Source organism: Gammaproteobacteria bacterium (assembly GCA_041395445.1).
Classification (GTDB): domain Bacteria; phylum Pseudomonadota; class Gammaproteobacteria; order Xanthomonadales; family Marinicellaceae; genus NORP309.
The window spans coordinates 43628-64870 of sequence record JAWLAO010000009.1 but is presented as its reverse complement, the minus strand read 5'-3'; the positions used below and the strand labels follow the sequence as shown (position 1 = coordinate 64870).

Sequence of the window (21243 nt, the reverse complement as noted above, 5' to 3'; positions counted from 1 at the left end):
CATGATGAATTATTTCAAACCCTCTTCAACCGTTGCGATTCAGCTCGATAACAATCAATTCTGGTTGCAAATTGATAAAATTCTAACGGAAAACAATGTGGTTATTATTCCGGTTCCGCATTTTTTCTCGGTGAATCAAATCATCCACATGACTAATTCTGCCGGAATTGGAACGGTTATTTGCAATCGCAAAGCTCAGACTTTGTGGACCAATTTGGGATTCGAAGAACCATTTTATCTGACCAAAGATATTGTGATTATGACAAGAAAGCTGAAATCTCAGATTCGATTCCCGAAAAAAACGCACAAAGTGACTTTTACCTCCGGAACCACCGGTGAACCCAAAGGTGTATGTCTCAGTGAAGAGCATTTGAGAAAAGTCGGTCAATCATTGGCAGAAGTGACTTCCAAATTTAATGTCAAAAAACATCTTTGCGTTTTGCCACTCAGTATTTTGCTTGAAAACGTAGCGGCCAATTATGCGGCTGAATATGCAGGAATTGAAGTGATTACCGCTCCCATGTCAGAGTTAGGAATGAATGGATCAGGTAGTTTGGACATTGAAAAATTCGTTAATGCATTGGTTCAATATCAACCTCACAGCATCATTGTTATGCCGCAAATGTTGAAAATGATGATTGCCTATCTCCAACAAAGTCAAACCGATGTTTCGTTTTTGAGATTCATTGCGGTTGGTGGAGCGGTTTGTTCCAAAGGTTTGCTCGAACAAGCAAAAGAATTGGGATTACCTGTTTTCGAAGGTTATGGAATCAGCGAATGCGGTTCGGTCATCAGCTTGAATACCGATGATTCTGAAACAGGCCATGTTGGCAAAATATTACCTCACATCAATGTCAGAATTGCTGAAGATGGAGAAATTCAAACACAAGGAGCATCTTATTTAGGCTACTTGGGTGAAGAAAAAAATAATGATGAATGGTTTTCAACCGGTGATATTGGACGTTTTGATGAACACCACAACTTACACATTATTGGCAGAAAGAAAAATGTCATCATTAATTCGTTTGGCAGAAATATTTCTCCCGATTGGATTGAAGCTGAACTCACCGCCATGTCTGGAATCATGCAAGCCGTGGTTTATGGCGATTCCGAACCGTTTTTAACAGCAATTTGTGTGACAACACATTCTTTGCAATCCTTGCAGGAAAGAATTGAGCAATTTAATCAGAATTTCCCTGATTATGCACAAATTAAACAAATTATTCTCGCTGAAGAACCTTTCAGTATTTCAAATAATATGCTGACAAGTTCCGGTAAAACTAAACATCAGCAAATTTTTAAAACCTATCAACAACAACTACAGGATATTTATGCAGTTACAACAGAAACAAGAAATTACGCCGTTTGAAGAACTTTGCTATGCAACATCTGAAGAGCAGTTTGAATTAGTCTCATTGCCGGTTATTCAACAAACTTTAGCCGGCAAAATCAAACTGGAAACCTATATCGCTTTTTTGACGCAGGCCTATCATCATGTCAAACACACAGTGTCGTTGTTGATGTTGACCGGAAGTCGTATCAGCGAATCCGATGAGTGGCTGAGAACAGCAATGGCAGAATACATTGAGGAAGAAATTGGTCATGAAAAGTGGATTTTGAACGATATCGAAGCCTGTGGTGGTGATAAACAACAAGTTGCAGCCTCAGAGCCCGATTTTGCGACAGAACTCATGGTTGCTTATGCCTATGATTCTATCAACCGCATCAATCCTTTGTGCTTTTTGGGGATGGTTCATGTTTTGGAAGGAACCAGCGTGCAGATTGCCACCAAAGCAGCGGGTTGCATTAAGGAAACGCTGAATTTACCGAATAAAGCCTTTAGCTATTTAATTTCGCACGGTGATTTGGATCAGGATCATCAGAAGTTTTTTGAGAATTTAATCAATAGGCTGGATGAACAACAATTACAAATCGTCATCAAATCCTGCAAACGGTTTTATAAACTTTATGCCAATTTCTTCAGAGGATTACCAACTTATGAATAATCAATGGTACTCAACACTTGCGGTGGTCACTGGTGCTTATGGTGGATTGGGCGAAGAAATTTGTAAACAGCTCGATGACAAAGGCGTGAGTTTAATTCTCACCGGAAGAAACTCGGACAAACTTCAACAATTGAAGTCAAAACTAAAAAATGTTGTCGATGTTTTATCCGGCGATGTTGCTGATATGCAATTTCGAGACGACCTGAAAAAATTATTGAAACAACATCAATCTCACAAACATGTTTTCATCAACAATGCCGGAATCAGCGATGTGAATTTTCTGCAAAACCAAACTGATGAAGATTTGGAAAGAATGTTACAAGTTAATTTGTTAGCACCAATTCTCATAAGCAAAGCGGTCTTGCCGTGGTTGCAAAGCGCCAATGCCGGTAAGTTGATTAATATCGGCTCGACTTTTGGTGCAATTGGATATCCCGGATTCAGTGGTTATTGTGCCAGCAAGTTCGGTCTTCGTGGATTTTCTCAGGCATTGGCTCGGGAACTCGCCGATACCAATGTTGATGTGCAATATCTGGCTCCTCGTGCGGTGGCGACCAAAATCAATTCCAGTGCCGTCAATCATTTGAATTCTGAACTAAAGAACAAAGTGGACTCTCCACAGCAAATCGTTCCACAAATCATTTCCGCCATTGAAAAAGGCAACTCTGAACAGTTTTTTGGTTGGCCGGAAAAGTTATTCGTAAAAGTGAATGGGCTGTTTCCAAAAGTGGTTTCCGGTTCCATCAAAAAAGAACATCAAAAAATTAAACAAATACTCACTCAATAAAACAAACAAGGTGATTTTATGAAAAAAAGATATATTTTATTAATTTTACTCAGCAGTATTGTTGCCAATGCCGAAATGACTCCTGAAGTTATGGAAATTCAAAAACATTGGGCGGAAGTCAATTACCTGACCAATGAAGATGCTAAGGAAAAAGCCTTTGAAAATCTGGCAAAAGCCGCCAGTAATTTAGTTCTCAAACAACCACAAAATCCACACGCCCTCGTTTGGGAAGGCATTGTTTACTCCACTTATGCCGGCGTTGCCGGAACTTTTTCCGCCGGAAAACTGGCAAAACATGCCAAGCAATCGTTTGAAAAAGCCATCGAAATTGATGGTGATGCTCTTAATGGCTCGGCTTACACCAGCCTTGGAGTTTTATATTACAAGGTTCCGGGCTGGCCATTGAGCTTTGGCAGCGATAAAAAAGCCCTGAAATATCTGCAAAAAGGCTTAGAGTTGAACCCTGATGGTATCGACTCGAATTATTTCTTTGCTGATTTTCTCTATGAGGAAGAAGATGAGTACGAAAAAGCCAAACAGCATTTAATTAAAGCTCAAAATGCCACACCTCGTCCCGGACGTGAAGTTGCTGACAAAGGTCGTCAGGCAGAAATTAAAAAACTACTTTTGAAAGTAGAAGAAGAGTTGAAAGGCTAGTTTTTTAGATTTTTTCTCCAAACAAAAAGCCATTGAAATGATTCCAATGGCTTTTTTGACTGATAAAGATTTATAACTTAATCTTTTTTCTTGGTTTTTTTAGTTTTCTTTACTTTGGTTTTTGAACCGTCTTTGTTTGTTTTGGTTTTCCTTACACCTTTGGTGGTGGTTTTTGTTCCTGTATTTTTGTTATTGGTTCTTTTAACTCCTTTTTTGGTAGTGACCGTGTTTCCGATCGCAGTTGTTCGGGTTTTCTTCACCCCAACAGCCGTTGTGGTTTTTCCGTTCGTTGTCGTTTTCTTCACTCCAACTGTGCGTGTTACTTTGCTAGAATTACTTGGTTTGTAAGTGACTTTGTTAACTGTTTTTACACGGTTTTTTTTTGTCACCACAAAAGTATTTCTCTTGGTAAAAGTGACGGTTCTGGTACGGTAAACATTGACGTGAACCGGACTGAATGGTTTCCACCAGCGAGGATAGTAACCGAAATAAAATGTTGAACGGTAAGGACGATAAACCGGGCGATAAATCCAACCGAGAATCGGCCAAGTGGCGATTCGTACAACCGAAGGTGCAATGTAATAATCAGGTCCATAAACAATGACGTTGCCACGAACTTGCAGGTTATAGTCATTGCCGGATTTTTCCACTTCAATGGTGGCAACATCCTGGAATTCATCTTCGCCTAAAGCCGCTTGCAGAATGATGATGCGGGTGTCTTCAACAGCATCTTCTACAACACGAATAAAATCGACATAACCATTGTTGTCTAAATCCAGATTGTTGATGCCGATATTCGGGTCGTTGAGTGATTTTTCAAACTCTTCCAGATTTGGTGTTTCCTTAAATAATTCACTCACCGCCATCAAGTCCAAACCATCAGCGGCTTCAGATGATTGTGAAAGAACTGTGACATCTTTTGACCAAGCCTGACCAAAAGTTAAAACCATAAAAATTAAAGCTATCAATTTGTTTTTCATAATATTCCCCATTCTTTTGAAAAGTATCTTAACATAAAGAACTGTCAAATTCTTATAGGCTTGAACGAAACATTATCAAATGCGTTGACTGTTTTTTTTTAATTCATTTCATTCTGAGAAATATTTCACAAATTGCCAAGACTATCTATTCAGTTTTCAGTTAGAATTGAATTTTTAAAGTAAATGGATTGGGTTATGACACCAAAACAAGTCGTTGAAAAATGGGTTGGCTGTTTTAATAATGCCGATGTCAATGGTTTGTGCAATTTATATCATGAAAATGCAACCAATCATCAGGTAGTGACCGAACCTTTGGTCGGTTTAGATGCCATTCGTAAATTATTCACTGTTGAGTTTGGCAGAGCTGAAATGGTTTGTCAGATTGAAATACTACATGAATCCGGTGATTGGGCAATTTTGGAATGGAGTGATCCTTTAGGTTTGAGAGGTTGTGGTTTTTTTCATGTTGTTGATGGAAAGATTCTCTTTCAACGAGGTTACTTTGATCAACTCAGCTTTTTCAGAGTTCAGGGATTGTCCATCCCCGAAAACTATCTGAAAAGCTAACAGCCTGTTTTAGTATGTTATCACTAAAACACTCAATAACTTATTAAAAACGATAAGCAACTGTTGTTTTAATATTTCTCCCTGGTTCGTAATCCGTCAGATGAAGTGCTCCAAAACGGGGATGTATTGAATCTCCGGTTCTTGATGCGTGGGAGGCATAACTTTTATCGAAAATATTGTCAATTCCAAAAGTTAATTCCATTCCCTGAATCATCTTCTGGGGAATCCACCGCAGTGAAAGGTTGTGGATGGTATAGGCATTTTTTTGTCTTGCAGAACCGGATGTATCGAGTTCTTCCGGTAAGTCGGCGATAAACTGAGTGTTCCAGTAAAGGTCAAGATTTTTTTCCGGGAATGAGTAATCAATATTAAGATTGAGACTGTCCCCAATTGCACGGTCGAGACGTGCATTATCCAAATTCATGAAATCTGCAAAAGCATTCAGTTCACTGTCCTGGCTGGCATAACTCAGCAATGCCAGCAAGTTTCCCTTTTGATGGCTGATAAAAAACTCATATCCCCTCAGAGTAATATCACCGATGTTCGTGTCCAATGATTCATCGATATAGTTATTAATTTTAGAGTGGTAATAAGTCATACCTAAGTGTATTGCTTCTGAAGGATTATAATTAAGTACAACTTGATTATTGTAGCCCGTTTCTGCTTTAATCAATTGGTTTTCAATATCGTTCAGACCTGCACCTATAAAAATTTCTGATAACTCAGGGCCTTTAAAGATTTCTGTAGAGCTGACTTGGAATGCCAGATTCTCGTTTATCTTATAGTCTAGAGACAAACCATAAGTGAACTCATCAAAGTCATTATCGACTATTTGTGAGTCAATGCTATAGCGATCATAGCGTATTCCAGGTGTCAAAGAGAGTTTGTCAGTAATAGCAATTTTATCCTGGAGATAGATTGCAAAATTGCTGGCATTCTCACTGGAAGTGAGTTGGTAGTCTCTTGAATATTCGGTTTCATAATCATAGAACTCCATACCATAAGTCAATTCATTCTCGTTTATGCCCGATAGTGTTGAGTTCCCTAGTATATTAAATCCTTTGTTTAATGCATTTCCTTCTACAATTTTTGGGTTTCCTGATAGTACATTTGCCAGTGAGGTCTGGTCTCTCCATAAGTCACTTTTATTCATGTAAGCGGATGCAACCAGATTGGAATTAGATCCCCAGCTTAAATCATAATTGATTGTATAGGTGTCTCTTAAAAATTCTGTCGGATAAACCAAAGGGAGTCCCAAGCCATCTGCGATTGCAATATCTGTTGCAAGACCCATATCCGGACGATAACTGTAATTCCCTTTATCACTGTATCCCTCAATACCAAATTCAAGGCGTTGAAGAGGACTAAGATCTATTCCCAGTTTGAATAAACCATCATTTGTTCTTCCAGCTTGACCTTTTACAACTCCAGATTCATTAATGACAACTCCGTCGCTCCCTAATATTTTCCCGCCACCAACTGTGAAATTGCTTCTGTCAACATAATTATAATAAGCCAGAAAATCGACATTATTCGAGAGTTGTCCATAACTTGTAATAGAGCCTCCAGAAGAGTCATTGCTGGCAAATGAACCCTGTGTCCTGACACCGATTGTTTGCCCATACTCCAATAAGTCTTTGGCCTCTTTAGTTTTAAACTTTACCGATCCGCCTAATCCGCTATTGATTACGGAGTTTGTTCCAACCTCAATTTCTACAGCCTTTAAAATGTCTGCATGAATCTGTAAATTTCCCATGTGGTGATACATGTAGGTATTTTGCACTGCGCCATCGATGGTAATTAATAAATCCCTGTCATCCAGACCCCTGATATTTATTCTTTGATTGAGTGAGTGTGAACCTCCGACATCAACTCCGGGTATGCTTCTCAACAAGTCACTCAGGTGATCGGCTTGTCTCATAGTGAGATACTTTTCGTCGATATTGACAGAGGATGACTGAACGGTTGTTCCCCATACCTTGACCGAATCCATTTTAGAAACTTCTTCCTGAGTCTGTTCATTTTCTTTTGTTTCGTTGTTTTCAATTATTTGTGCTGCGCAAAGTGTTGACGCAAAAAGAGTGGAGGCCCAAAGACCTTTGTTAATTGTTTTTTTCATTTTTTTTCCTTTTATTATTACTGCGGCAGAACTTCTAGAGTTGCCATATAACTCATGTGTAAATTTTCAAATTTATCTGTATCAGGAGATTTACCTTTATATGATGCTTCTAAAAGATATGCACCCGGCTTATCTGGTGTGAATGTAACGATACCTTGCTCGTTGGTTATAAAAGTGATTTCAGATTCATCATTCCGATAACGTGTTCCCTCCCATACGAGAGAGACTTTTATATTTTTTTGTGGTTTGCCATCTACCAAAAATTTAAATTGAGCCGCTTCATTTTCATACACATCATTTGGATGTGTAATTGGTAATAGCTCTAATCCGGAACCGGTTGCCTTAAAGACTGCAGATGAAGGAGCTCCTAAAGTGAGATAGGTTTCTAATCTGGAAATTGATTTTGAAAGTTTTATATTCTTAGCATTTTCAGGTATCTGGGAAATCAATTCATTATAGTCAAATGAGCGTATCCGTTTGACTTCATTCATTTGAACTGAATATTCAAACTGAGCAAAATAAATGTTGCTGATGGAAGCCACTTTTGTTGTTCCTGTATCTTCAAGGTAAACCTCAAAAGTGTTTTTTCTTTTTCCATATTGAGGATTACTAATTGTAGAAGCGCGGAGGTTGGGATGAATCACTTGAATTCCATCAAGTGTCCAGGGCCTATCAGCGTAAAAAATATTGTTTGACAGACTGGCATCAATGCTAATCCATTGTTTTTCAGAAACACTGAATTCATTTGGCAGAAACCACCTCTTATGGGCATTGGTTTGTAATGAATATAAAATTGTAAAAGTAAGTAATATAATTTTGAATTTCATACTGATTCCTTATTATTGATTGAATTTTATTTGAAGAGTGACTGTGCTTAGTTCAAACTGGCCATTAACTGACTTTGTAAAGTTCTCTGTTAATGGCCAGTCAAAGGGAATTTCCAACACTTCTCTGCCGCCGACTTCTCTGGAGGCTTCAATAAATAAGGAGTATTTTCCCTTCTTTAAATGAGAAGCAATCTCGTCACTCTTCAATGTGATTTTGTGCTTGCCGGGCTTCCTGGTCGCACCAGTAACGCCATCATAAGGAGCTGATTGAGTTCTTCCGGTTTTTCTCCACCACTGACGAATATCCTTCAACCACTTTTTTTGGTTGTCATACCAAAGACTTGTAGGAATAACAGTTTGATGATTACTGTCTTCAATCCAACTGGCAATGTAAGGGGCATGGTATTCAGAGACATTTATTTTTGGGACTTCTATTATTAACGTGAAATCGGCAGATGATTGATTTCCGGCAAATGTTGTAAGAGCTATTAATAGTAATGTGGTGACAGAAAGTATTTTCATAGCGACAATTTTGTAAATAAATTAATTATAATGACCGGAATAACAAGTCCGGCAGCGGTGATGTACCAGGTTGCAGGTCGTCTTTTGGAATGAATGTATAAAAGAATTAACCCGGTAATGCAGAATACTAATGTAGCAATTGCAAATATATCGATGAACCAGTTCCAGCTTCCGTGAGTGTTTCTTCCCTTGTGCAGATCATTCAGCCATGCAATCCATCCTCTGTCACTGTGTGAGTACAACAGGGTTCCTTTATCCAGGTCAACAGATAGCCATTTGTCACCACCTGGGATTGGTTTTTGGATATAGATTTCATTGTTGGTCGTTTCGATGTCTCCCTGAAGTATATCTGTTGGGAGTTTTGACTCTGTTTTTATCCAAGAGCGGAGCTCAGTTAGAGTAGAGGATGGATTATTTTTAAGTTTTTTCAGAAGTTCTTGAGGAATGGTTTCCTCAATGATAATTTCGTTTGCTGAAGCTTCAAAATAATTTGCATGATTGAGGGTGATTCCTGTTATTGTAAACAGTATGATACACACAAGTGAAATAGCTGAACTGATCCAGTGCCAAGTGTGCATTTGTTTTTTCAAGTAGTTTTTGTTTGATTTAATTTTCAATTTCAAATCAAGGTGCTGATAATGTAAATGCGAATGATAATGATAATAATTCTCATTATCAATTAAAAAATAGAAAAAATCTAAATATTTTTCCTTTTGAATGACCTCAACCTGTCTCCTCAGAGAGGATTAATACTTATATATTTATGAAAACTTCTTCTATCATTTTAGAACTGTTGGAAAATTTATTTAAAGCTATTTTATTAAACTGTATAATTCAGAATCAAATCTATACTTATGAGAATCAACTGGGGAAAGCATGAACAACAATTACCGAAAACCCTTACCAAATTCCAATCTCGATTATTTTGACACCAGAGCCGCTGTTGAAGACATTCAGGCCGGTGCTTATGACAAACTTCCTTATACTTCCAAGGTTTTAGCAGAAAATCTGGTGCGCCGTTGTCCGCCGGAAAATCTGACAGCATCGCTGAAACAAATTATCGAGCGTAAACGGGATTTGGATTTTCCGTGGTTTCCGGCACGTGTGGTTTGTCATGATATCCTCGGTCAGACCGCGTTTGTGGATTTGGCTGGTTTGCGCGATGCCATAGCTGAAAAAGGTGGTGACCCGTCACAAATCAATCCCGTGGTACCGACTCAGTTGATAGTGGATCATTCTTTGGCGGTTGAACATGCAGGTTATGAGAAAGATGCTTTTGAGAAGAATAGGGCGATTGAAGACCGCAGAAACGAAGATCGTTTTCATTTTATTGACTGGTGTAAAAAGTCTTTCAAAAACGTCAATGTAGTGCCTCCGGGTAATGGCATCATGCATCAAATCAATCTGGAACGCATGTCTCCGGTAGTTCAGATTAAAGACGGCGTGGCTTTCCCTGATACGCTTGTGGGAACCGATTCGCACACACCGATGGTTGATGCTTTGGGAGTCATTTCGGTTGGTGTTGGCGGTCTGGAAGCCGAAAGCGTCATGTTGGGTCGTGCGTCTTATATGCGTTTGCCGGATATAATTGGTGTCGAACTAACAGGTAAACCTCAAGAAGGCATCACCAGTACCGATATTGTATTGGCTTTGACTGAATTTCTAAGAAAAGAACGAGTGGTTTCAAGCTATTTAGAGTTTTATGGTGAAGGTGCAACAGCCATGACTTTGGGAGAACGGGCAACCATTTCCAATATGACGCCTGAATTCGGTGCCACTGCTGCGATGTTCTCGATTGATCAGCAAACCATTGATTATTTGCATCTGACAGGCCGTGATGATGAGCAGGTCAAACTGGTAGAAATCTATGCCAAACAAACTGGTCTTTGGTCAGATGATTTAAAAAATGTCGAATACGAGCGCGTTTTGACATTTGATTTGTCCTCTGTGGTCAGAAACATTGCCGGACCATCCAATCCGCATGCACGGGTAGCAGTTAAAGATTTGGCATCCAAAGGAATCACAGGTGATTATTCTTCCGAAGATGGCTTAATGCCCGACGGAGCCTGTATTATTGCCGCGATTACATCATGTACCAATACTTCCAATCCTCGCAATATGATTGCTGCCGGATTGATCGCCAGAAATGCCAATAAGATTGGATTGACCCGAAAGCCATGGGTAAAAACCTCTCTGGCTCCGGGCTCCAAAGCTGTGACCTTGTACCTAAAAGAAGCAGGGTTATTACCAGAGCTTGAAAAACTGGGGTTTGGTGTTGTTGGATATGCCTGCACCTCATGTAATGGCATGAGTGGAGCATTAGATCCGAAAATCAAGCAAGAAGTTCTGGATAGAAATCTCTACAGCACAGCTGTATTGTCAGGCAACCGAAACTTTGACGGACGAATTCATCCGCATGCTTCGCAAGCATTTTTGGCATCACCACCATTGGTAATTGCCTATGCGATTGCCGGTTCGATTCGTTTTGATATCGAAAAAGATGTGCTTGGAACCGACAAAGATGGCAATCCGATAACATTGAAAGACATCTGGCCAAGCAATGCCGAAGTCGATCAGGTGATTGCTGAATCGGTTAAACCGGAACATTTTACTCAGGTTTATGAGCCGATGTTTAAACTGAATATTGATGATAGACAAACGGCAAATCCTTTATATGACTGGCGTCCGATGAGTACCTATATCCGACGTCCGCCTTATTGGGAAGGAGCGCTGGCAGGTGAGCGAACCATGAAAGACATGCGTCCGCTGGCGGTTTTGGGAGATAACATCACCACCGATCACTTATCACCATCCAATGCGATTCAGAAATCCAGTGCTGCCGGAGCTTATCTGGATAAAATGGGTGTGCCGGAAGAAGATTACAATTCCTATGCAACGCACAGAGGCGATCATCTGACCGCACAAAGAGCCACTTTTGCCAATCCCAAACTGCTGAATGAAATGGTGCTTGATGAAAACGGTGAGATTATCCAAGGCTCATTAGCCAGACTCGAACCCGAAGGCAAACAAATGCGCATGTGGGAAACCATCGAAACTTATATGGAACGCAAACAACCTTTGATTATAGTTGCCGGCAAGGATTATGGACAAGGTTCTTCCCGTGACTGGGCCGCCAAAGGCGTGCGATTGGCAGGTGTGGAAGTCATAGTTGCCGAAGGCTTTGAACGCATTCATCGCACCAACCTGATAGGTATGGGAGTCTTGCCACTGGAGTTTGTCAACGGTGAAACCCGTAGGACTTATGATATCGATGGCACTGAAACCTACGATGTCCAGGGCGAAATCGCCCCGGGAGCTGAAATGCAGGTGATCGTTCATCGTAAAAATGGTGAGCAGGTGACAATCCCTGTGAAATCCCGACTGGATACTGCCGAAGAGGTCTCCATCTACGAAGCCGGAGGCGTTTTGCAGCGTTTTGCTAATGATTTCCTTAAATCAAATTCATAAGAAGTTCTTTTCCCCGTATGCGGCGTTAGGAGTGCTCATGTACAAAATGTACACTGCGCCCTCCTGCCTTGCCAACGAAGAAAATAACACTCTTCTGAATCCAATTTGATATGAAGAAAATATTAATTTTTTTATTACTTATACTATCCGGTTGTGTACATAGATACTCTGGACCTAACCCTGAAATTTTAAGTTTTTTTGAATTGTCTGAGAATGATTTATTGCTTGTGGTAAAAGTAACAAAATCTGATTTCACAGGACTTACTTCGATTAGTGAAGAATGTCAGGAAAATCCTGACTGTATTCCGTGGTCTTACTGGTATGTCTATGATGGGAAAATATTAGATAATATAAATAAGCTATATCAAAATGAAACAATTCGATTTGCTTTTTTATCCCATGCAGATTACTTAGATGAGATTAAACGTGAATGGTATGTCCATCTCAGACGATTCAAAAATATTGATACTGCTGAAAAGTTAAAATCTAAGTATTTTGTTGTAAACCACAGTTCAGAATATTCAATTAAGCATTAATATAGAAATATGAAACACAAACCACAAATAAAAATTCCTGCGACTTATATGCGCGGGGGAACTTCCAAAGGAGTTTTTTTTAATTTGAAAGATTTGCCCGAAAAGGCACAAGTTGCGGGAGAATCCCGTGACAGAATGTTGCTGAGAGTGATTGGTAGTCCCGATCCTTATGGCAAACAGACTGATGGTATGGGTGGAGCGACTTCTAGTACTTCCAAAACGGTGATTTTGTCGAAAAGTAGTGAGCCGGGTCATGATGTCGATTATCTGTTCGGTCAGGTGGCGATTGATCGTGCTTTTGTGGACTGGAGTGGAAACTGTGGAAATCTGACTGCCGCGGTGGGTTCGTTTGCGATTGCATCCGGTTTGGTCGATGCGGATAGAATTCCAGAAAACGGAATTTGTGTAGTGCGAATCTGGCAAGCGAATATCAAAAAAACCATTCTGGCTCATGTTCCTATGACCGATGGTCAGGTTCAGGAAACCGGAGATTTCGAGCTCGATGGAGTGACGTTTCCGGCAGCTGAAGTCAAAATTGACTTTGTCAATCCGGTCGGTGATGAAGCGTTATTTCCTACCGGAAATTTGATTGATACGTTAGAAGTTCCGGGAATAGGGACTTTTGAAGTGACGATGATTACTGCCGGAATACCAACCATTTTTTTGAAAGGTGAAGATATCAATTATTTGGGAACAGAACTACAAGGCGATATCAATTCAGATAAAAAGGCTTTGGAAATGTTTGAAACCATTCGTGCCTATGGTGCGGTGAAAATGGGTTTGATTAGTTCTGTTGAAGAAGCCGTCGGTCGTCAGCACACCCCGAAGGTAGCATTTGTCGCTCCGGCAAAAAACTATACTTCATCGAGTGGAAAAAAAATCTCAACTGATGATATTGATCTCAATGTCCGCGCTTTGTCTATGGGTTTATTGCATCATGCTATGATGGGGACAGCTGCGGTAGCAATCGCCACAGCTTCAGCAATTCCGGGGACTTTGGTGAATCAGGCAGCCGGAGTTGGACAAAGAGACTCGGTAAGATTTGGACATCCCTCAGGAACCCTCAAAGTCGGTGCTGAAGTTGAACAAATTGATGGCGAATGGAAAGTTCAAAAAGTCAGCATGAGCCGAAGTGCAAGGATTCTGATGCAAGGAACGGTTCATATTCCTGATGTTTTGTAATCAAAATACTGCCATATTGACCGAGCAAAGTGAGTGGAAATATCTCAAAAAAGTGGAATTCAGTTTGGCTCACATGAGATTCTTCCATGCGCTTCGCTTAGTCAGAATGACATATGGTTTGCCATAATATGGAAATCGTAATCATATCACTTGTTGCATTAGCAGCTTCCACTTTAACATTCTTTTCAGGTTTCGGTTTAGGTACATTGCTGATGCCGGTGGTGGCATTGTTTTTTCCACTGGAGATTGCCATCGGAATTACTGCAATCGTCCATTTGGCAAATAATTTCTTCAAAATTGGATTGCTTTACAAACATGTCAACTGGCAGGTCTTTCTACGATTTGGAATAACCGCTTTGGTCTTTGCTTTCATAGGAGCAAAAGCATTACAAGGCTTGGCGGAAAGCAATCTCCATGTTGGTTATACGATTTTTCAACATTCGTTTGATACCAGTTTGTTTCAATTTATCATTGGATGGCTAATTTTGATTTTTGTGGTTCTGGAATTGATTCCTGCTTTTTCCAGATTGTCTTTTGATAAAAAATATCTGCCAATCGGTGGAATTATCAGTGGTTTCTTTGGTGGATTAACAGGCAATCAGGGAGCGTTCCGCAGTATGTTTCTAATCAAATCAGGATTAACCAAAGAGCAATTTATTGCGACCGGAGTGATGGTAGCGATTATGGTTGATATCACCCGACTATCGGTTTATGGCAAAAGCATTATAAAAACACAATCGCAAATCGACTGGATATTGGTTATTACAGCTTGTTTCTCAGCATTTATCGGTGCTTATCTGGGACGAATACTTTTGAAAAAAGTCACCATTCAATCGGTGCATTTTTTTGTTTCTACCTTTTTGTTGCTAGTCGCTTTGGGGTTAATCTCAGGGTTAATTTGATAGTTAAAATATAGATTATTTATGAAAAGAAAATTAACCATGAAGTTCATAAAGGACATGAGGGTTTTAATATTTTAAACTTCGTGATGGAAACGAAAAGTAGGTATTTTTGCTTTCAGCTTGTTCTAAGTATCAGCTCAGGAAGACAATAAATTATCTCTGTGTAACTCCGTGTCTTCTCTGTGAAACTCTGTGTTCCTTAACAAACAAAAAGGCACGATATTAAACCGTGCCTATGCAGTTTTTCAAAGTCTGAACTTTCGGAACTATCTTTCGCTGATCGGCACAACTTTTCTTGGTCCAACTCCGACATAATCGGCATTTGGTCTGATAATGCGGTTGTTAGCGCGTTGTTCCATTACGTGTGCTGCCCAGCCGGTGATTCTTGAGCAGACAAAGATTGGAGTAAACAGTTTGGTTGGAATATCCATGAAATGATAGGCGGAGGCGTGAAAGAAGTCAGCGTTAGGGAAGATGCGTTTTTCATCCCACATTTTCTTCTCAACGGCACAGCTGACATCGTATAGGCATTCGTCACCAACCTCTTCGGAGAGTTCTTTACTCCAGCGTTTGATTAGAGCATTTCTTGGGTCGGATTCGGTGTAAACCGCATGTCCAAATCCCATGATGAGTTGTTTTGTTGCGAGCATCTCGTCAATTCCGGCAATGGCTTCATCAACAGATTTCCATTGTGATAGCATTGCCATAGCGGCTTCATTAGCTCCGCCGTGTAAAGGTCCTCGTAAGGCTCCGACCGCAGCAGTCACACAGGAATACATATCAGATAATGTGGAAGCAACCACACGACCTGTGAATGTTGAAGCATTGAATTCATGCTCGGCATATAGAATTAGTGAAACATCCATTACACGAGCATGTAAGTCACTTGGCTTTTTGCCATGAAGCATGTGTAAGAAATGCCCGCCGATTGAATCATCATCGGTTTCTGTTTCGATACGAACACCTTCGTGGCTAAATTTGTACCAGTAACAGATAATTGAAGGAAAAGCTCCTAAAAGTCTGTCGGCGGCATCTTGTTGTTGGGAGAAATCTGTTTCCGGTTCGATGTTACCAAGCATGGAACAACCGGTGCGCATGACATCCATCGGATGTGTGCTTTTTGGAATCATTTCCAAGGTTTTCTTCACTTCTTCCGGTAAACCACGATTGGCTTTGATTTTTGCAGCATATTTATCCAATTGCTGTTGATTAGGAAGTTCTCCGTGAAATATCAGATAAGCGGTTTCATAAAATGTGGTGTTTTCAGCTAAATCTGAAACGTCATAACCGTTGTAGGTTAAACCGGAACCGGAAACACCAACCGTACAGAGTTTGGTTTCACCAGCTGATTGTCCGCGAAGACCTGCTCCGCCAACTTTTTTCTTACCTGCCATTTGTTTTCTCCTTATTTGTCTTTTGAGAATAATTCATCGAGTTTTTGTTCGTATTTGTGATAGCCCAGAAATTGATACATGTCTTCTCTGGGTTGCATAATTTCCACGACATTGCGTTGATGCCCGTCTTTGAGTATCGCTTGGTAAACCGTTTGTGCGGCTTTATTCATCGCACGATAAGCGGAACAACAATAAAGCACGATATCGACACCATGCTGTGCTAGTTCGGATTGCGAATAGAGTTCGGTTTTACCGAATTCGGTGATATTCGCCAGAATCGGAACATTCACAGAGGCTTTGATTTTTTGATATTGCTCTAATGATTGAACGGCTTCGGGGAAAAGCATGTCTGCTCCGGCTTCCACATAAGCGTTCATTCGTTCAATGGCTGAATCTAAACCTTCAACCGCTAAAGCATCAGTACGAGCCATAATCACGAAATTATCATCCGTTCTGGCATCAACAGCTGCTTTGATACGGTCAACCATTTCTTCTTTAGTGACAACTTCTTTATTAGGGCGGTGTCCGCAACGCTTTTGCGAGACCTGATCTTCCATGTGCATGGCCGCTGCTCCGGCTTTAATCACACTTCGTGTGGTTCGGGCTATATTGAAAGCTCCTCCCCAACCGGTATCGATATCAATTAACAACGGTAAGGAACAAACATCTGTAATTCTTCTGACATCAGTCAACACATCTTCCAATGAGCTGATTCCCAAATCCGGCATTCCCAAAGAGTTGGCAGCCACTCCGCCACCGGATAAATAAATGGCTTTATGACCAGTTTGTTCTGCCATCAAAGCGGTGAGGGCGGTAATAGTTCCAACAACCGGAAGCGGTTTGTTATTGTTGACAGCTTCTCTGAATTTTAATCCGGCGGATTGTATTGTCTTTGTCATGATATTATTTTACTTGCCAGTGGTTAATATTGTCGGTATTGTAATCTTTTGTGCAATTATACTTTTGTTTGATTTTTTAAAAAACACCAAAAAAATTCGCTGCGGATTATACCAGAATGATTGGCAAAAGACTAATTAGAGAGTGCTTATATAAGGTGTCTGATTTTTTAGAATATCAAAAAAAACGCCCTGTTGTCAGAGCGTTTTTTAAATAGGGTGATTATGTTTAAATTACATGATATAAACAAATATAAACAAGCCAATCCATACAACATCAACAAAGTGCCAGTACCATGCCACCGCTTCAAAACCAAAATGGCTGTCCGGCTTGAAATGACCTTTTATCATACGAATGGTGATAACAGTCAACATAATTGCGCCTAATGTTACATGCATACCGTGGAAGCCGGTGAGCATAAAGAATGTTGAGCCATAAATTCCTGAACCTAATGTCAAACCAAGATGTTGATAGGCTTCAATATACTCTTCAGCTTGATAGAACAAGAATGTCGCACCAAGAATAACCGTTGCAATCAACCAACCGATTGTTTTCTTACGAAGTCCTTTAATCAAGGCATGGTGAGCGATTGTTAAAGTGATGGAACTCGCCATCAGTAAAATGGTATTAATTAAAGGCAAGTGGTAAGGGTCGATTAGTTCAAATTCACCACCAACATTTGCAGGACCGTTTGTTGGCCAAACACCTTCATAACCGGACCAAATTTCATTATTTGTCCAAGAACCGGTTCCTTCGCCACCAAGCCAAGGCACTGCAAAATTTCTAACATACCAGAGTGCGCCAAAGAAACATGCAAAGAACATCACTTCTGAGAAGATAAACCACACCATTCCCATTCTGAATGATGTATCAACTTGTTCGTTATACATTTGACTTTCAGATTCTTTGACAACTTCACCAAACCAGCCAAACATCATAAAAATAATGACTGCAAAACCAAGGTACATCAATACTGGAGTATGTGAAGATGAGCTGTTCATGAAAGTAGCAGCACCGACTGCTGTTAATGTCATGCCAATTGAGCCGACAATCGGCCAACGTGCTTTATGTGGCACAAAATATTGTTCAGTATTTGTATTTGACATTTTACCCCTCGTTTCTAAATTTTGTTTTTTGAATCAAATTCATAAAAAGTATAAGACAACGTCATGATATCGACGTCTTCTCGTAAATTCGAATCTACAATGAAAGTCACAGGCATTAATACTTCTTCCTGTGGTTCTAAAGTTTGTTCGGTAAAACAGAAACATTCTGTTTTGTTAAAATATAAAGAGGCTTTACCCGGAGCAACGCTATAGGTGGCTCTGCCGGTAATGGCTCTCTTTTTTGATAAATTTTTTGCGTAATATTCAGTTTTATACAACTTACCAGGCACAACTTTCATATTGAATTCAGTGGGTCGGAATTCCCAGTTAAGTTGTGAGTTGACATTGGCATCAAACTGAACAGTGATTTCACGATTTTCATCAACAACCTGTTTTTTGATAATATCTTCAGCCACAGGATCTCCGGTTTTGCCATTCAAGCCGGTGAGCTCGCAGAAAGTGTCATAGAGCGGAACTAAAGCAAATGCAAATCCGAACATCAGGACTGATACGATTGTTGTTTTTAAAACCGTTTTATTCATAATTATCTAAAGTTCAGCATATAAAAAGCCGAAAACATTGCTATCGCAAACACAAGCAACCCTAACGCTGTGCGTCGGGCTGCTTTTCTTCTTTGCTCGATATCGTTATTGGACATATCTGTATTAGTGTGATGAAACGTGCGCTAATTGTTCATCTTTAACAGGTGCTCCATCCTGGAAAGTGTGATGAGGAGCCGGAGATGGTACAAACCATTCTAAACCTTTTGCACTATCCCAAACTCTGTCTGTTGCTTTTGTGGTGCCTTTACCTTTGACAGTTCTCCAAACAATAATGCAGAAGAAGACTTGTGCCAAACCAAAAGCGAATCCACCAATACTTGACCACATGTTAAACTCAGTAAATTGAGTTGAATAATCAGGAATACGTCTTGGCATTCCAGCTAAACCTAAGAAATGTTGCGGGAAGAACAGAACATTGACAGAAATTGTTGACCACCAGAAATGGATTTTCCCTAGTCTTTCTGAGTACATGTTACCAGTCCATTTTGGAATCCAGTAATAGACTCCGCCGATAATTGCAAATACTGCACCTGTTACCAGAACGTAGTGGAAGTGTGCAACAATGAAGTAGGTATCATGATACTGGAAATCAGCCGGAGCAATTGACATCATCAATCCAGAGAAACCACCAATGGTGAATAGAATTACAAATGCTATCGCAAACAACATTGGTGTTTCAAATGTCATCGCCCCTTTCCACATGGTTGCAACCCAGTTGAATACTTTGACTCCTGTCGGAATCGAAATCAGCATAGTTGCATACATGAAGTACAATTCTGCACCAAATGGCATACCAACACTAAACATGTGGTGAGCCCAAACGATGAATGACAAGAATGCAATTGCTGCTGATGCATAAACCATAGAAACATAACCAAACAATGGCTTACGAGCAAAAGTAGGAATAATTTCAGAGATGATTCCAAATGATGGAAGAATCATAATATAAACTTCAGGATGTCCGAAGAACCAGAAAATATGCTGGAATAAGACCGGATCACCACCACCGGCAGCGTTAAAGAATGTTGTACCGAAATAGTGATCAGTTAACAGCATGGTTACTGCGCCCGCAAATACAGGCATAACAGCAATCAACAAGAAAGCAGTGATCAACCATGTCCATACAAACAATGGCATTTTCAAGTAGCCCATATTCGGAGCTCGCATGTTCATGATTGTAGCAATAACGTTAATTGCACCCATGATTGAAGAAATACCCATCATGTGGATTGCAAATACCGCAAATGCCAGATTTTTACCACCTTGTAAAACCAGAGGAGGATATAGTGTCCAACCTGCAGCAGGAGCACCGCCATCCATAAAGAAGGTAGAACCCAGCATAATAAAAGCAAAAGGTAAAATCCAGAATGACCAGTTATTCATTCTTGGCAATGCCATGTCAGGAGCGCCAATCATCATTGGAATCATCCAGTTAGCAAAACCAACGAAAGCAGGCATTACAGCACCAAATACCATTATCAATGCATGCATGGTTGTTAGCTGGTTGAAGAAATCAGGCTCAACAAATTGCAATCCGGGTTGGAACAATTCAAGACGAATAATCATCGCCAACGCACCGCCGGCAATGAACATAATCAGTGCGAAAACCAGATAAAGAGTACCGATATCTTTATGGTTTGTTGTCATTAACCATCTGTTTACAAAACCTTTGGGTTTGTGGTCATGGTCGTGTTCGTGATCTAAAGTTGTAGTATGACTCATTTTCTCTACCCTCAAATATTATCAGTTTTTAGCTAGTGTTTGAACAGATACATCGCCTGCAAGGTTTTCACCTTTCTGCTCACTCAGCCATTTAGCGAAGTCTTCTTTAGATTTTACTTCAACAACAATTGGCATAAATCCATGGTCTTTACCGCATAATTCAGCACATTGACCACGATAAGTACCAACTTCCTTAACATTTGTCCATGCTTCGTTCACATAACCGGGAATTGCATCTCTTTTCCAGCCAAACTGTGGAACCCACCAAGAGTGAATCACGTCATTGGAAGTGAGTAAGAATCTAATATTGGTATCCACCGGTATAACCAATGGTTGATCGACGTCTAACAGATAATTTTCAATTTCACCCGGTCGTTTTTTATTTGGGAAATCACCAATCTGACGAGCCATGTCGCTATCTCTTTTCAAAGTGCTTAGAAAAGAAACATTTTCTCCCAGATACTCATATTTCCATTTCCATTGATAACCTGTAACTTTTACCGTCATTTCCATATTGAGGTGTTCACCATTTTCATCTTTTGGAGCTTCCATTCTCATTAGTGCTTTAGTCGCAGGAACTGCCATAGAAACCAAAATCAGAATAGGAATAATCGTCCAGATTACTTCTGCTTTGGTGCTGTGTGAAAACTGTGCCGCTTCGACACCTTTTGATTTTCTATGTGCAAACATGGAATAAATCATTGTTCCAAAAACCAGAACGGCTATGACCACACAAATCCAGAAAACAATCATGTGTAAATCATAAGCTGTTTGACTGAATTCGGTCACACCTTGTGTCATATTTACACCATATTCAGCGTAGGCAAAGCCGGAAATAAATGTGCCCAGAACTGTAAAAAAGAGACTTAAATACCCTCTTTTACAACTTTTTGTTGTTTTATTCATTGATTCTATAACCTCATTGATTTTCTTTTGGCGTTTAAACTTTGATGCATTCAGAGTAACTCAGTTGCCGGCAATATCTGCCTGAACTAATGATGATGCCTC

Annotated in this window: 20 protein-coding genes; 9 read left to right on the top strand and 11 right to left on the bottom strand. The window is 40.1% G+C overall.

The window, feature by feature from the left end; genetic code table 11:
- Position 1: 1 nt before the first annotated feature.
- From R3F25_12720 to R3F25_12705, 4 genes are read left to right on the top strand one after another with little or no spacing between them, the layout of a single operon-like run.
- Positions 2–1369 carry an AMP-binding protein gene (locus R3F25_12720; GenBank protein ID MEZ5497664.1) on the top strand — a complete coding sequence of 456 codons (1368 nt, stop codon included), beginning with the start codon at positions 2–4 and terminating at the stop codon, positions 1367–1369.
- The gene (locus R3F25_12715; protein MEZ5497663.1) at positions 1332–2006 is read left to right on the top strand and encodes an iron-containing redox enzyme family protein; all 675 of its coding nucleotides are present in this window, start codon (positions 1332–1334) and stop codon (positions 2004–2006) included. The genes R3F25_12720 and R3F25_12715 overlap by 38 nt, the downstream gene beginning before the upstream one ends.
- Complete coding sequence (locus tag R3F25_12710; GenBank protein ID MEZ5497662.1) at positions 1999–2793, top strand: SDR family oxidoreductase; 795 nt, start codon at positions 1999–2001, stop codon at positions 2791–2793. The genes R3F25_12715 and R3F25_12710 overlap by 8 nt, the downstream gene beginning before the upstream one ends.
- 18 nt (positions 2794–2811) lie before the next feature.
- Entirely contained in the window at positions 2812–3450 is a 639-nt protein-coding gene (locus R3F25_12705; GenBank protein ID MEZ5497661.1) for a hypothetical protein, read from the top strand.
- Between the two features lie 77 nt (positions 3451–3527).
- Here R3F25_12705 and R3F25_12700 read toward each other — a convergent pair whose 3' ends face one another.
- Positions 3528–4430, bottom strand: a complete 903-nt coding sequence (locus R3F25_12700) for a hypothetical protein (protein ID MEZ5497660.1) — start codon at positions 4428–4430, stop codon at positions 3528–3530.
- A gap of 195 nt (positions 4431–4625) precedes the next feature.
- On the opposite strand from R3F25_12700, the gene R3F25_12695 reads away from it, so the two are divergent.
- Positions 4626–4997: a nuclear transport factor 2 family protein gene (locus R3F25_12695; protein ID MEZ5497659.1), complete on the top strand. Its 372-nt coding sequence runs from the start codon at positions 4626–4628 to the stop codon at positions 4995–4997.
- 43 nt (positions 4998–5040) lie between these two features.
- Here R3F25_12695 and R3F25_12690 read toward each other — a convergent pair whose 3' ends face one another.
- From R3F25_12690 to R3F25_12675, 4 genes are read right to left on the bottom strand one after another with little or no spacing between them, the layout of a single operon-like run.
- Positions 5041–7116 (bottom strand): TonB-dependent receptor, encoded by a 2076-nt coding sequence (locus R3F25_12690; GenBank protein MEZ5497658.1) that lies wholly within the window; start codon positions 7114–7116, stop codon positions 5041–5043.
- A gap of 17 nt (positions 7117–7133) precedes the next feature.
- Positions 7134–7943 carry a DUF4198 domain-containing protein gene (locus R3F25_12685; protein ID MEZ5497657.1) on the bottom strand — a complete coding sequence of 270 codons (810 nt, stop codon included), beginning with the start codon at positions 7941–7943 and terminating at the stop codon, positions 7134–7136.
- A gap of 12 nt (positions 7944–7955) precedes the next feature.
- Complete coding sequence (locus R3F25_12680; protein ID MEZ5497656.1) at positions 7956–8465, bottom strand: DUF2271 domain-containing protein; 510 nt, start codon at positions 8463–8465, stop codon at positions 7956–7958.
- Positions 8462–9043 carry a PepSY-associated TM helix domain-containing protein gene (locus tag R3F25_12675; protein ID MEZ5497655.1) on the bottom strand — a complete coding sequence of 194 codons (582 nt, stop codon included), beginning with the start codon at positions 9041–9043 and terminating at the stop codon, positions 8462–8464. Before R3F25_12675 ends, R3F25_12680 begins: the two co-directional genes overlap by 4 nt.
- A gap of 298 nt (positions 9044–9341) precedes the next feature.
- Here R3F25_12675 and acnD point away from each other — a divergent pair, with 298 nt between their 5' ends.
- From acnD to R3F25_12655, 4 genes are all read left to right on the top strand, one after another.
- Complete coding sequence (acnD, locus tag R3F25_12670) at positions 9342–11933, top strand: Fe/S-dependent 2-methylisocitrate dehydratase AcnD (GenBank protein ID MEZ5497654.1); 2592 nt, start codon at positions 9342–9344, stop codon at positions 11931–11933.
- Between the two features lie 110 nt (positions 11934–12043).
- Positions 12044–12469: a hypothetical protein gene (locus tag R3F25_12665; GenBank protein ID MEZ5497653.1), complete on the top strand. Its 426-nt coding sequence runs from the start codon at positions 12044–12046 to the stop codon at positions 12467–12469.
- A 9-nt stretch (positions 12470–12478) separates the two neighbouring features.
- Positions 12479–13651 (top strand): 2-methylaconitate cis-trans isomerase PrpF, encoded by a 1173-nt coding sequence (gene prpF / locus R3F25_12660; protein MEZ5497652.1) that lies wholly within the window; start codon positions 12479–12481, stop codon positions 13649–13651.
- Positions 13652–13779: 128 nt separating this feature from the next.
- On the top strand, positions 13780–14553 hold the full coding sequence (locus R3F25_12655; GenBank protein MEZ5497651.1) for a sulfite exporter TauE/SafE family protein: 774 nt from the start codon (positions 13780–13782) through the stop codon (positions 14551–14553).
- 266 nt (positions 14554–14819) lie between these two features.
- Here R3F25_12655 and prpC read toward each other — a convergent pair whose 3' ends face one another.
- From prpC to coxB, 6 genes are all read right to left on the bottom strand, one after another.
- A complete protein-coding gene (gene prpC, locus R3F25_12650) occupies positions 14820–15947 on the bottom strand; it encodes a 2-methylcitrate synthase (protein ID MEZ5497650.1) in 1128 nt (375 codons plus the stop codon).
- 11 nt (positions 15948–15958) lie between these two features.
- Positions 15959–16846 carry a methylisocitrate lyase gene (gene prpB / locus R3F25_12645; protein MEZ5497649.1) on the bottom strand — a complete coding sequence of 296 codons (888 nt, stop codon included), beginning with the start codon at positions 16844–16846 and terminating at the stop codon, positions 15959–15961.
- Positions 16847–17077: 231 nt separating this feature from the next.
- On the bottom strand, positions 17078–17950 hold the full coding sequence (locus R3F25_12640; protein ID MEZ5497648.1) for a cytochrome c oxidase subunit 3: 873 nt from the start codon (positions 17948–17950) through the stop codon (positions 17078–17080).
- Between the two features lie 14 nt (positions 17951–17964).
- Positions 17965–18492 carry a cytochrome c oxidase assembly protein gene (locus R3F25_12635; protein MEZ5497647.1) on the bottom strand — a complete coding sequence of 176 codons (528 nt, stop codon included), beginning with the start codon at positions 18490–18492 and terminating at the stop codon, positions 17965–17967.
- Between the two features lie 123 nt (positions 18493–18615).
- Positions 18616–20235 carry a cytochrome c oxidase subunit I gene (gene ctaD / locus R3F25_12630; GenBank protein MEZ5497646.1) on the bottom strand — a complete coding sequence of 540 codons (1620 nt, stop codon included), beginning with the start codon at positions 20233–20235 and terminating at the stop codon, positions 18616–18618.
- Between the two features lie 21 nt (positions 20236–20256).
- The gene (gene coxB, locus R3F25_12625; protein ID MEZ5497645.1) at positions 20257–21141 is read right to left on the bottom strand and encodes a cytochrome c oxidase subunit II; all 885 of its coding nucleotides are present in this window, start codon (positions 21139–21141) and stop codon (positions 20257–20259) included.
- Positions 21142–21243: the final 102 nt, after the last annotated feature.